The 12,231-nt window shown below is 68.6% G+C and carries 9 protein-coding genes; 6 read left to right on the plus strand and 3 right to left on the minus strand.

Annotated features, from left to right (window positions below; genetic code table 11):
• The first annotated feature begins 61 nt into the window (after window positions 1–61).
• The 5 genes from J3S89_RS11645 to J3S89_RS11665 all read left to right on the plus strand — a co-directional run bounded on the left by J3S89_RS11645 (window position 62) and on the right by J3S89_RS11665 (window position 7,131).
• Window positions 62–3,037: a 2-oxoglutarate dehydrogenase E1 component gene (locus tag J3S89_RS11645; protein ID WP_217927714.1), complete on the plus strand. Its 2,976-nt coding sequence runs from the start codon at window positions 62–64 to the stop codon at window positions 3,035–3,037.
• Between the two features lie 84 nt (window positions 3,038–3,121).
• On the plus strand, window positions 3,122–4,327 hold the full coding sequence (odhB, locus tag J3S89_RS11650; protein ID WP_217927715.1) for a 2-oxoglutarate dehydrogenase complex dihydrolipoyllysine-residue succinyltransferase: 1,206 nt from the start codon (window positions 3,122–3,124) through the stop codon (window positions 4,325–4,327).
• Window positions 4,328–4,423: 96 nt separating this feature from the next.
• A complete protein-coding gene (locus J3S89_RS11655; protein ID WP_217927716.1) occupies window positions 4,424–5,176 on the plus strand; it encodes an SDR family oxidoreductase in 753 nt (250 codons plus the stop codon).
• A 35-nt stretch (window positions 5,177–5,211) separates the two neighbouring features.
• Window positions 5,212–6,618, plus strand: coding sequence for a dihydrolipoyl dehydrogenase (gene lpdA / locus J3S89_RS11660; RefSeq protein WP_217927717.1), 1,407 nt, complete (start codon window positions 5,212–5,214; stop codon window positions 6,616–6,618).
• Between the two features lie 246 nt (window positions 6,619–6,864).
• Window positions 6,865–7,131 carry a hypothetical protein gene (locus J3S89_RS11665; protein WP_217927718.1) on the plus strand — a complete coding sequence of 89 codons (267 nt, stop codon included), beginning with the start codon at window positions 6,865–6,867 and terminating at the stop codon, window positions 7,129–7,131.
• 87 nt (window positions 7,132–7,218) lie between these two features.
• Here the strand turns inward: J3S89_RS11665 and J3S89_RS11670 are convergent, their stop codons facing one another.
• The 3 genes from J3S89_RS11670 to J3S89_RS11680 all read right to left on the minus strand — a co-directional run bounded on the left by J3S89_RS11670 (window position 7,219) and on the right by J3S89_RS11680 (window position 11,427).
• Window positions 7,219–8,019, minus strand: coding sequence for a Bax inhibitor-1/YccA family protein (locus J3S89_RS11670; RefSeq protein WP_217927719.1), 801 nt, complete (start codon window positions 8,017–8,019; stop codon window positions 7,219–7,221).
• Window positions 8,020–8,167: 148 nt separating this feature from the next.
• Window positions 8,168–10,747 carry an ABC transporter permease gene (locus J3S89_RS11675; protein ID WP_217927720.1) on the minus strand — a complete coding sequence of 860 codons (2,580 nt, stop codon included), beginning with the start codon at window positions 10,745–10,747 and terminating at the stop codon, window positions 8,168–8,170.
• Entirely contained in the window at window positions 10,744–11,427 is a 684-nt protein-coding gene (locus J3S89_RS11680) for an ABC transporter ATP-binding protein (protein WP_230488888.1), read from the minus strand. Before J3S89_RS11680 ends, J3S89_RS11675 begins: the two co-directional genes overlap by 4 nt.
• A 137-nt stretch (window positions 11,428–11,564) precedes the next feature.
• Here J3S89_RS11680 and J3S89_RS11685 point away from each other — a divergent pair, with 137 nt between their 5' ends.
• Window positions 11,565–12,221: an arylesterase gene (locus tag J3S89_RS11685; protein ID WP_217927722.1), complete on the plus strand. Its 657-nt coding sequence runs from the start codon at window positions 11,565–11,567 to the stop codon at window positions 12,219–12,221.
• Window positions 12,222–12,231 lie beyond the last annotated feature (10 nt).

A 12,231-nucleotide genomic window follows, 5' to 3' on the forward strand; every position in this document is an offset into this window, starting at 1 on the left:
CCCGTGAGAGGGTGATTCCGAAGCGAGATCGAGGCGGGGCCGCGAGGTTCCGGGACGCACCATGGATCGTGAAGAGCAGCAGCTGACTTCCTTCCTCTACGGCGGCAATGCCACCTGGATCGAGGAAATGCACGCCCGCTTTGAGGAAAACCCGGCCTCGGTCGACGCGAGCTGGCGCGAGTTCTTCGCCGAGCTCAAGGACGACCGCGCCGGCGTCCTGAAGAATGCCAAGGGTCCCGCCTGGAAGCGCCCCAACTGGCCGGTCACGGCCTCGGGTGAGATGGTGTCGTCGCTCGACGGCGACTGGACCTGGCTCGAGAAGACCCTCAAGGACAAGGTCAAGGGCAAGGCGGCGGCCAAGGGCGTCGAGCTGACCCAGGAGCAGATTCAGCAGGCGGCGCGCGACAGCGTGCGAGCGATCATGATGATCCGCGCCTATCGCATGCGCGGCCATCTCCACGCCAAGCTCGATCCGCTCGACATCTCCGCCGACAAGGATCACGAGGAGCTGCATCCCTCGTCCTACGGCTTCACGCCGAAGGACCTCGATCGCAAGATCTTCATCGATCACGTGCTGGGTCTGGAATTCGCGACCGTCAACGAGATGGTGGCGATCCTGCGCCGGACCTATTGCTCGACCATCGGCGTCGAGTTCATGCACATCTCCGATCCGCACGAGAAGGGCTGGATCCAGGAGCGCATCGAGGGGCCGGACAAGACCATCGCCTTCACCAAGGAAGGCAAGCGGGCGATCCTGCGCAAGCTGATCGAGGCGGAAGGCTTCGAGAAGTTCATCGACGTCAAGTACACCGGCACCAAGCGTTTCGGTCTCGACGGCGGCGAGGCGCTGATCCCGGCGCTCGAGCAGATCATCAAGCGCGGCGGCAATCTCGGCGTGAAGGAGATCGTGTTCGGCATGGCCCATCGCGGCCGTCTGAACGTGCTGACCCAGGTGCTGGGCAAGCCGCATCGGGCGCTGTTCCACGAGTTCAAGGGCGGCTCCTTCGCCCCGGACGAGGTGGAAGGCTCGGGCGACGTCAAGTATCACCTCGGCGCTTCGTCGGACCGCGAGTTCGACGGCAACCGGGTCCATCTGTCGCTGACCGCCAACCCGTCGCATCTCGAGATCGTCAATCCGGTGGTGCTGGGCAAGGCCCGCGCCAAGCAGGATCAGCTGGCGGCGGATCCCTTCGCCGAGATCGTGCCGCTCGACGAGCGCGCCCAGGTGCTGCCGCTGCTGCTGCACGGCGACGCGGCCTTCGCCGGTCAGGGCGTGGTGGCGGAGTGCTTCGGTCTCTCCGGTCTGAAGGGGCATCGCACCGCCGGTTCGATCCACTTCATCATCAACAACCAGATCGGTTTCACGACCTATCCGCGCTTCTCGCGCTCCTCGCCCTATCCGTCGGACGTCGCCAAGATGATCGAGGCGCCGATCCTGCACGTGAACGGCGACGATCCGGAAGCGGTGACCTTCGCGGCCAAGGTGGCGATCGAGTTCCGGCAGAAGTTCCACAAGCCGGTCGTGATCGACATGTTCTGCTATCGCCGCTTCGGTCACAACGAAGGCGACGAGCCGAGCTTCACCCAGCCGATCATGTATCGGAAGATCCGCAACCATCCGACCACGGTGGCGATCTACACCGAGAAGCTGGTCGCCGAGGGCGTGGTGACGCGGGCCGAGGTCGACGAGTGGCAGGCGGATTTCCGCAAGCATCTCAACGGCGAGTTCGAGGCCGGTCAGGCGTTCAAGCCGAACAAGGCCGACTGGCTCGACGGTCGCTGGACGGGCCTGAAGGCGGTCGGCATCCATGACGACAGCGATCGCTCGGGCCTCACCGGCGCGACGATGGACGAGTTGAAGAACATCGGCACCAAGCTGTGCGAGGTGCCGTCGGGCTTCAACGTCCACAAGACGATCCTGCGCTTCCTCGACAATCGCCGGAAGGCGGTCGAGACCGGCGAGGGGATCGACTGGGCGACGGCGGAGGCGCTCGCGTTCGGAACGCTGGCCCTGCACGGCCATCCGATCCGCCTGTCGGGTCAGGACTGCGAGCGCGGCACCTTCTCGCAGCGCCACTCGGTGCTCTACGATCAGGAGACCGAGGCGCGCTACATCCCGCTGAACAATCTCGGCGAGAACCAGGCCAAGTACGAAGTCATCAACTCGATGCTGTCGGAAGAGGCGGTGCTCGGCTTCGAGTACGGCTATTCGCTGGCGGAACCGAACGCTCTGACCCTCTGGGAAGGCCAGTTCGGTGACTTCGCCAACGGCGCCCAGGTGGTGTTCGACCAGTTCATCTCGTCGGGTGAGCGCAAGTGGCTGCGCATGTCGGGCCTCGTGTGCCTGCTGCCGCACGGCTACGAGGGTCAGGGTCCGGAGCATTCCTCGGCCCGTCTCGAGCGCTTCCTGCAGATGTGCGCCGAGGACAACATGCAGGTCGCCAACTGCACGACGCCGGCGAACTACTTCCACATCCTGCGCCGGCAGCTGATGCGCGACTTCCGCAAGCCGCTGATCCTGATGACGCCGAAGTCGCTGCTCCGCCACAAGCGGGCGGTCTCGTCGCTCAATCTCCTGGCCGAGGATTCGCACTTCCATCGCGTGCTGATCGACTCCGCCGAGAGCGGCAAGGAGCCGACCACCACCAAGCTGGTCCCGGACGAGAAGATCCGTCGTGTGATCCTGTGCACGGGCAAGGTCTACTACGACCTGCTCGAGGATCGCGAACGGCGCGGGATCGACGACGTCTATCTGCTGCGCGTGGAGCAGCTGTTCCCGACGCCGGTGAAGTCGCTGGTGCGCCTGCTCGCCCGCTTCAAGCAGGCGGAAGTGGTGTGGTGCCAGGAAGAGCCGAAGAACATGGGTTCGTGGTTCTTCATCGAACCCTATCTCGAGTGGGTGCTGAACCAGGTCGGTGGCGCGTCCAAGCGGGCCCGCTATGCCGGTCGCCCGGCTTCGGCGGCGACCGCGACGGGTCTCGCCTCGCGGCACAAGGCGCAGCTCGAGGCCTTCCTGGAAGACTGCTTCAAGGCGTGACGACATCCGAGCCCTCCGATCGGCGCCGCGGCGCCGATCGGTCGGGACGATCCTGAAAACGATCCAAACGAAGAGACGACGATCATGGCGATCGAGATCAAGGTTCCGACGCTCGGCGAATCCGTCACCGAGGCGACCATCGCGAAGTGGTTCAAGCAGCCGGGTGAGGCGGTGACCGCCGACGAGCCGCTGGTCGAACTGGAAACCGACAAGGTGACCGTGGAAGTGCCGGCTCCGGCCTCGGGCATGCTCGAGTCGATCGTCGCCAAGGACGGCGACACCGTCGGCGTCGGCGCGCTGCTCGGCACGCTCGCGGAAGGCGCCGCCGGAACGGTCGCCACGCCCGCCGCCGCCGCGCCGGCCGCGGTTCCGGCGTCGGCCCCCGCCGCCGTCGCCTCCTCGACCACCATGCCGCCGTCGCCGGCCGCCGCCAAGCTGATGGCCGACGCGGGCGTTTCGGTCGACGCGGGTTCGGGCAAGCGCGGTCAGGTTCTGAAGGGAGACGTGCTCGCCGCCGTCGCCTCGGGCGCCAAGGCCGCCGCGCCGGCCCCGGTCGCGGCGCCGCGACCGGCCTCGGCTTCGGACGATGCCGCCCGCGAGGAGCGGGTCAAGATGACCAAGCTGCGTCAGACGATCGCCCGTCGTCTGAAGGAGGCGCAGAACACCGCCGCCATGCTGACGACGTTCAACGACGTCGACATGAGCGCGGCGATGTCGATGCGCACGCAGTACAAGGACCTGTTCGAGAAGAAGCACGGCGCGCGCCTGGGCTTCATGGGTCTCTTCGTCAAGGCGGCGGTCGCGGCGCTGAAGGACATCCCGGCGGTCAACGCCGAGATCGACGGCACCGACATCATCTACAAGAACTACTACAACATCGCCGTGGCGGTGGGCTCCGACAAGGGTCTGGTGGTTCCGGTGGTGCGCGACGCCGATCGGCTGTCGATCGCCGGTGTCGAGAAGACCATCGCCGACTTCGGCCGCCGCGCCCGCGACGGTCAACTGAAGATCGACGAGATGCAGGGCGGCACCTTCACCATCTCCAACGGCGGCGTCTACGGCTCGCTGATGTCGACCCCGATCCTCAACGCGCCGCAGTCGGCCATTCTCGGCCTGCATCGCATCGAGGACCGTCCGGTCGTGCGGGGTGGTCAGATCGTGATCCGTCCGATGATGTACATGGCGCTCAGCTACGATCACCGGATCATCGACGGCAAGGAAGCGGTGACCTTCCTCGTCCGTATCAAGGAGATGATCGAGGACCCGCAGCGCCTCGTCATGGACATCTGATCGAACGACCGGAACGGCGGACCGCGACGGCGTCGCGATCCGCCCATGGCCGGGCGGCGCGAAGCCCCGCCGGGAGCCGAGAAAGAGCGGACGGCGATGACCGAGCTTCCCGACGTGGTGTTGGTGACGGGTGCCAGCCGAGGCATCGGCCGGGCGATCGCGGTCGCGGCGGCACGCAAGGGCGTCCGGGTGGTCATCGATTACGCCGGCAACGCGGAGGCGGCGGCGGAAACCGTGGCGCTGGTCGAAGCGGCCGGCGGTGAGGCGATCGCGGTCGCGGCCGACGTCGGTGTCGAGGCGGAGGTCGCGGCGCTGTTCGCCGCGGTCGACGGGTTCGGCCGGCTGGTGGGCGTCGTCAACAACGCCGGCGTCGTCGACGTGGCGGCGCGGCTCGACGAGATGTCGACGGCGCGGATCGAGCGCATGTTCCGCATCAACGTGTTCGGCACGATGATGGTGGCGCGGGAGGCGGTTCGCCGCATGTCGACGCGACACGGCGGCCGGGGCGGGGCGATCGTCAACGTCTCGTCGATTTCGGCGCGGCTCGGATCGGCCGGGCAATATGTCGACTACGCGGCCGCCAAGGCGGCGGTCGACACGTTCACCATCGGGCTCGCCCGTGAGGTGGCGAGCGAGGGCATTCGCGTCAACGCGGTGCGTCCGGGTATCGTCGACACGGAGATTCACGCCTCCGGCGGCCAGCCCGATCGGGCGACGGCGCTGGCGGATCAGATTCCGATGAAGCGAGCCGGCCGGGCCGAGGAGATCGCCGCGGCGGTCGTCTGGCTCCTCTCGGATGCGGCATCCTACACGACCGGCGCCATCCTCGACGTTTCAGGGGGGCGGTGACGGTTCACCCATGCGATCAAACAGGGATCAGGGCAATGGCTGAAGTTTACGATCTCGTCGTCATCGGCACCGGACCGGGCGGATACGTCTGCGCCATTCGCGCGGCTCAGCTGGGCATGAAGGTCTGCGTGGTGGAGAAGCGCAAGACGCACGGCGGCACCTGCCTCAACGTCGGCTGCATCCCCTCCAAGGCGCTGCTGCACGCCTCCGAGCTGTTCGAGGAGGCGGGCCACGAGTTCGCGCCGCTCGGCATCAGGATCCCGGCGCCGGAACTCGACCTGCCGACCATGATGAAGCACAAGCAGGACGTCATCGACGGCAACGTCGGCGGCATCCAGTTCCTGTTGAAGAAGAACAAGATCGACGTGGTCCACGGGACCGGCTCGATCCTCTCCAAGGGCAACGTCGGCGTGGCGCTCGAGGACGGCACCAATTCGGTGATCGAGACGCGCAACATCGTCATCGCCACCGGCTCCGACGTCGCGCGGCTGCCGGGCATCGAGATCGACGAACAGGTGGTGGTCTCCTCGACCGGCGCGCTCGAGCTCGCCTCGGTGCCGAAGAAGATGATCGTCGTCGGCGCCGGCGTGATCGGGCTCGAGCTCGGCTCGGTGTGGCGGCGTCTCGGCGCGGAGGTGACGGTCGTCGAATATCTCGACCGGATCCTGCCGGGCATGGACCTCGACACCTGCAAGACCTTCCAGCGCATCCTCGCCAAGCAGGGCTTCGCGTTCAAGCTCGGCACCAAGGTGACGGGCGTGGAGAAGACCGAGGCGGGCGCGGTCGTCAGCCTCGAACCCGCCGCCGGCGGCGAGACCGAGACCGTCGAGGCCGACGTGGTGCTGATCGCGATCGGCCGCGTGCCCTATACCGAGGGTCTCGGGCTCGAGGCGGTCGGCGTGGCGCGCGACGAGCGCGGCCGGATCGAGGTCAACGATCACTTCCAGACGTCGGTCCAGGGGATCTATGCGATCGGCGACGTGATCCGTGGCGCCATGCTCGCCCACAAGGCCGAGGACGAGGGCGTCGCCGTCGCCGAGATCCTGGCCGGCCAGCACGGCCACGTGAACTACGACGTGATCCCGGGCGTGGTCTACACGATGCCGGAGATCGCCTCGGTCGGTAAGACGGAGGAGGATCTGAAGGCGGCGGGCGTCGTTTATTCGGTCGGCAAGTTCCCCTTCACCGCCAACGGCCGCGCCAAGGCGATGCGTCACACCGAGGGCTTCGTCAAGGTGATCGCCGACAAGGCGACCGACCGGGTGCTCGGCGTCCACATCCTCGGCGCCGGCGCCGGCGAGATGATCCACGAGGCGGCGGTGCTGATGGAGTTCGGCGGTTCGTCCGAGGATCTGGCCCGCACCTGCCACGCTCACCCGACCATGTCGGAAGCGGTCAAGGAGGCGGCGATGGCCGTCGACAAGCGCGCGATCCACATGTGATCGGCGGCGGCGCGCGCGTGGACGGTCTCGGGGTGCCGGGGGTCGTCCGATGCGGGCATCGGCGGACATCACCCCTTCGGGGGACGGGAAAGGCCACGATCGCGAGATCGTGGCCTTGTTCGTCATGGGTGGAAGTGTGCGCCGGCAGGGTCGATCGGAATTCGGAGATGCACGTATCAATTTTTAGAATCGACAACACTCTTTTTGCGTGTGACGATGATCCGTCCTTTTTGGAGGTATAGACGGATGCGTAGTTTCATTTTGAAGACATTGGATTTCGTCGCCATCGCCCTGGTGGTGGTTTCGACCCTGGGTGGTCTGGTGACCGGACTGGCGATGGCGTTTCAGGGCTATGCGCCGTGGTATGTCCGCCTCTTCGGGCCGATCTTCACGACCGTCGGCGCCTTCCTCGGCGCGGTGCTCGTGGCCGGAGGCATCATCGCTCTCATGGAAATCGTGAAGAACACGCGTCGGACGGCCGATTTCCTGGAGAGAATCGCCGCCCCGAAGTGAGTGGTCGGAGGCTGCGACGAACGATCGTCGAGACGAAAAAGGGCGGCCCGAGGGCCGCCCTTTGCGTTTGCGATCATCGAAAGCCGATCAGTCGTTGCTGCGGTTGCCGAAGAGCTGCAGCAGCATGACGAACAGGTTGATGAAGTCGAGATAGAGGGTCAGCGCGCCCATCACGGCCGAGCGACCGATGGTGGCCTCGTCGGCGCCGGAGAGGCCGAAGAGATACTGCTCCTTGAGCTTCTGGGTGTCGAAGGCGGTCAGGCCCGCGAAGACCAGCACGCCGATCACCGAGATGGCGAACTGCAGGGCGCTGGAGGCCAGGAACAGGTTGACCAGGCTCGCGATGATGATGCCGATCAGGCCCATCATCAGGAACGACCCCATGCCCGACAGCGAACGCTTGGTGGTGTAGCCGTAGAGCGACAGGCCACCGAAGGACGCGGCGGAGATGAAGAACACGTTGGCGATCGAGGCGTGCGTGTAGACGAGGAAGATCGTCGACAGCGACGCGCCGACCAGCGCGGCGTAGAGGAAGAACACGCCCTGAGCCGTCGAGGGCTGCATGCTCTGGACCTTGAAGCCGAGCAGCAGAACGATCGCGAGGGGGGCGAACATCACCACGTATTTCAGCGGGCTGATGAACATCAGCCGGCCGAACTCGGTCAGCGCGATGCCACCACGCACGGCGGCGACCGCGTCCGGCGCGCCGACGGTGGTGACCGCCATGTTGTAGACGACCAGGGCGACGATGCCGGTCACCGCGACGCCGATGGCCATGAAGTTGTAGATCGAGAGCATGTAGGCGCGCAGGCCCTGATCGATCTCCCGGGCGTCGGCACGCGCCACGGTCGAACCGAAGCGGGCAAAGCCGTTGTCGAAGTTCGACATCGAGTGAAATCCTTTCCGTCCGTTGCGACCCGTTCGCAAGGGTCCTCGGAGGATCAATATGGGTCGTGCTCGTGACCGCCGCAAGGCGGGGTCGGGGCGAACCGGCCCGAATCCGACTCAGGATGGCTTCCGCGAGATTAAATTTTCGTCATGATGCGGTGGCGCGCAAGATGTCCGCGGGCCGGGCGCGCAACGCCTCGCGGGTCGCGGCGAGGCCGAGCGCGACGGTGACGACGAGGCATCCGGCGAGAGTCACGGCGAGCGGACCCCAGGCCGGCGCGAAGGCGAGATGCATGATCCTCGTCAGGACATGGTTCGCCGCGAGCGTACCGAGGAGGGCGGCGAAGAGGCCGCCGATCAGCCCGAGCAGCGCGAATTCGAGCGCCAGAGCGCCGATCAGGCGGCGCCGCGTCGCCCCGATCGCCACCAGGATGGCGGCGTTGCGGACGCGAGCCTCGCCGCGCGCGGCGAGGGCCCCGGCGAGCACGAGGGTGGCGGCGGCGACCGCGAAGAGGGCGACGGCGGAGATGCCGGAGGCGGAGCGGCGGACGAGCGCGTCGACCTGGGCGAGGGCGTCCTTGACGCGCACGGCGGTGACGACGGGCCAGCGGTCGATCACCGCGCGCAGGAGGTCGCGCTCGCGCGTCGCGTCGGCGCCGCCGTCCCAGGTGACGGTGGCGAGCCGGGTGGCGGGCGCGCCGCGGAACGTGTCCGGCGAGAACACCATGAAGAAGTTGATGGCGAGCCGGTCCCATTCGATCTTGCGGAGATTGGCGACCTTCGCCTCGATCTCGCGGCCGAGCACGTTGACGCGGACGAGATCGCCGACGCCGAGGCGGAGGCCCGTCGCGGTGTCGGCGTCGAAGGAGACGAGCGGCGGTCCGGCGTGATCGGCCGGCCACCAGGCGCCCGCGACGATGGTGGAATGGGGCGGCGGCTCGGCGGAGAAGGTGATGCCGCGATCGCCGGAGAGGATGAAGCGGACCTTCTCGTCGACCCGCGCCTGCTCGACCGGCACGCCCTTCAGGGCGGTGATGCGGCCGCGCAGCATCGGCACGTCCTCGATGCGGGCATCGCTCGCCCTCTCGGCCAGGAAGGCGCGGAAGCCGTCGGCCTCGCGGGCGGGAACGTCGAGGAAGAAGAAGCTCGGCGCGGCGCCGGGCAGGGTCTTCTCGATCGCCGAGAGAAGTCCGGTCTCGACCTGGAGCAGGGCGACGATCAGGGTCGCGCCGAGGCCGATCGAGGCGAGGATCGAGCCGGTCGCCGATCCAGGCCGCACCATGGTGGCGACGGCGGCGCGGGCTTCGAACCGATCGGGGCGGGGGATGCGGCGGAGCAGCGCGATCAGGCCGGCGGCGGTCAGGCGCAGGCCGACGAGGGCGAGCGCGAGCACGGCGAGATAGGGCGTGGTGATGCGGCGGTCGGGGGCGGTCACGATCACCAGCGCGACGAGGGCGGCGGCGATCACCACGGCCGCCGGCCAGCCGGGAGGCAGGCGGCGGCGAGAGGCGGCCTCGCCGGTGTCGCGGAAGAGCACCGCCGGTGGAGTCTCGACCGCGCGGGCGAGCGGCAGGATCGTGAAGAGGGCGGCGGTGAGCGCGCCCTCGGCCGCCGCCAACAGCCAATCGAACGGGGCCATGACCGGAGTGATCGCCACACCGAGGGCCGAGCCGATCGGGCCGGCGAGGAGCCATGGCGCGGTGGCGCCGACGATCAGGCCGAGGCCGATGCCGATCGCGGCGAGCGCGCCGATCTCGAGGCCGTGGACGACGAAGATCTGGGCGCGGCTCGCGCCGAGGGTGCGCCACACGGCGATGGTGCGGCGGCGGCGCTCGAGATGGCCGGCGACGGCGTTGGCGACACCGATGCCGCCGATCACCAGAGTGGTGAAGCCGACCAGGGTGAGGAACTGGACGAAGCGCTCGATGGTGGCGCGGGTTCCGGGCGCGGCGTCGGCGCGCGAGCGGACCTGCCAGCCGGCGTCGGGGAAGGCGCGTTTGGCCGCCTTGCGGACCTCGGCGATGCGGGTGGCATCGGCGGTTCCGGCGAGGCGCAGCCGCAGGTGCCAATGGACCAGCGAGCCGGGAGCGAGCAGGCCGGTGGTGTCGAGCGTCGCGGTGGAGACGATCAGGCGCGGGCCGAAGCCGATGCCGGAGGCGAGGCGATCGGGCTCGTCGCCGATCACACCGGCGATCCTGAGGCGCGCGGTGCCGACGGCGATCTCGTCGCCGACCCGCACCTTCAGCCGGTCGAGCAGGGTCTCCTCGACGAGGGCGGGCGCCGGGGCGCCGGCGGCGGGGGCGGCGAGGAGCGGGCGGGCATCGGTGCCGTCGGCGAGGGTCAGACGGCCGACCAGGGGGTAGGCGGCGTCGACGGCCTTGGCCTCGACCAGGGCGGTGCGTTCGCCGTCGGTCGAGCGGGCCATGGCGCGCAGCGTGGCGATCTGCGAGGTCGCGCCGCGCTCGGCGAGATAGGCGGCGGCGTCGGGGGCGACCGGGCGGTGATTGAGCGAGAAGGCGAGATCGCCGCCGAGGATGGCGTCGCCCTGGGCGTCGAGGGTCGCCTCGAAGGCGCGGCCGAGGGAACCGACGCCGGCGATGGCGGCGACGCCGAGGGCGAGGCAGGCGACGAGAATGCCGAAGCCGCGCAGCGAGCGGCGGAAGGTGCCGCGAATCTCCCGCCCGGCGATGCGGACGGCGGCGGCGAGACGGGCGAGCGCGTCGCTCATGCGGGCGTCTCTTCGAGGACGCGGCCGGCCCGGACGTGGATCACCCGGTCGCAGCGGGCGGCGAGGTCGGGGTCGTGGGTGACCAGCATCAGGGTGGCGCCGATCTCGGCGACGCGGGCGAAGAGGAGATCGGCGACGTCCGCGCCGGTCGCCTCGTCGAGATTGCCGGTCGGTTCGTCGGCGACGACGATCGAGGGGCGATGTACCAGCGCGCGGGCGATGGCGACGCGCTGCTGCTCGCCGCCGGAGAGTTGCGAGGGGTAGTGATCGAGCCGGTCGGCGAGGCCGACGGCGGCGAGTTCGGCGCGGGCGCGGGCGAAGGCGTCGCGCCGGCCGGCGAGTTCGAGCGGAGTGGCGACGTTTTCGAGCGCCGTCATGTCGGAGACGAGGTGGAACGACTGGAAGACGATGCCGATGGTCTCGCCGCGAAAGCGGGCGAGGCGATCGGCGTCGAGACCGGCGAGGTCGATCCCGGCGACGGCGACCCGGCCGCGGTCGGCGCGTTCCAGACCGCAGGCGATCATCAGCGCGGTCGACTTGCCGGAGCCGGAGGCGCCGACGATGCCGACCCGCTCGCCGGCGGCGAGGGTGAGGGTGAGACCGCGCAGGACGTCGACGGCGGCGGTGCCGTTGCCGAGCCGGAGGCGAACGTCCTCGAGGACGATGGCGGGAGTGGTCAAGACGGGCTCCGGGGCGAATCGGACGACGGGGTTCGGATGGCGAACGATGGGCACGGGCGCTCGTCTTCGCGGGGGGTGATTGTCATATGGGCAAGACGGACCGATGATCCAATGGCCCGGCATTTCACGAGACCGTCATGATCGCACATCCTTCCCGCCGCAGCATCGCGTTCGCATTGGCTTCGGCTCCTCTGGTCCTGGGCCCTCTGACGAAGGGGACGGCGCGGGCGGCCGGGCGTGTGCGGCTCGTCGCGCTCGGCGACAGTCTCACCGCGGGCTACGGGCTGCCGCGCGCCGACGGATTCGTGGTGCGGTTGCAAGAGGCGTTGCGGGCGGAGGGCTACGACGTCGAGGTGATCGACGCCGGCGTCTCCGGCGATACGACCGACATGGGGCTGGCGCGATTCGACTGGTCGGTGCCCGCCGACGCGCAAGGGGTGATCGTCGAACTCGGCGCCAACGACGCGCTGCGGGGCTTGCCGCCGAGCGAGGCGCGGCGCAATCTCGACGCGATCGTCGCCCGCGCCACCGCTCGCGGCCAGAAGGTGCTGGTCGCCGGGATGTTGGCGCCGCGCAATCTCGGCGATGCCTACGCGGCCGACTTCGATTCGATCTTCGCCGAGGTGGCGACGGCGCACGGCGCGCTGCTGCACCCGTTCTTTCTCGACGGGGTCGCCATGCACCCCGATCTCACTCTGCCCGACGGGCTTCACCCCAACGCCGCCGGCGTGAAGGTGATCGTCGCGGGCATCCTGCCGAAGGTGCGCGAGCTGATCGCCCGCATCTCCTCCTGATCCGACCTGC

Origin of the sequence: Pinisolibacter aquiterrae (assembly GCF_019160155.1) — a bacterium.
In the GTDB taxonomy this organism is placed as follows: Bacteria; Pseudomonadota; Alphaproteobacteria; order Rhizobiales; family Ancalomicrobiaceae; genus Pinisolibacter; species Pinisolibacter aquiterrae.

Excerpts from the sequence above, each read along its gene's own strand:
- J3S89_RS11645 (WP_217927714.1), top strand. The coding sequence starts at position 62 with ATGGATCGTGAAGAGCAGCAGCTGACTTCCTTCCTCTACGGCGGCAAT.
- odhB (WP_217927715.1), top strand. The coding sequence starts at position 3,122 with ATGGCGATCGAGATCAAGGTTCCGACGCTCGGCGAATCCGTCACCGAG.
- J3S89_RS11655 (WP_217927716.1), top strand. The coding sequence starts at position 4,424 with ATGACCGAGCTTCCCGACGTGGTGTTGGTGACGGGTGCCAGCCGAGGC.
- lpdA (WP_217927717.1), top strand. The coding sequence starts at position 5,212 with ATGGCTGAAGTTTACGATCTCGTCGTCATCGGCACCGGACCGGGCGGA.
- J3S89_RS11665 (WP_217927718.1), top strand. The coding sequence starts at position 6,865 with ATGCGTAGTTTCATTTTGAAGACATTGGATTTCGTCGCCATCGCCCTG.
- J3S89_RS11670 (WP_217927719.1), bottom strand. The coding sequence starts at position 8,019 with ATGTCGAACTTCGACAACGGCTTTGCCCGCTTCGGTTCGACCGTGGCG.
- J3S89_RS11675 (WP_217927720.1), bottom strand. The coding sequence starts at position 10,747 with ATGAGCGACGCGCTCGCCCGTCTCGCCGCCGCCGTCCGCATCGCCGGG.
- J3S89_RS11685 (WP_217927722.1), top strand. The coding sequence starts at position 11,565 with ATGATCGCACATCCTTCCCGCCGCAGCATCGCGTTCGCATTGGCTTCG.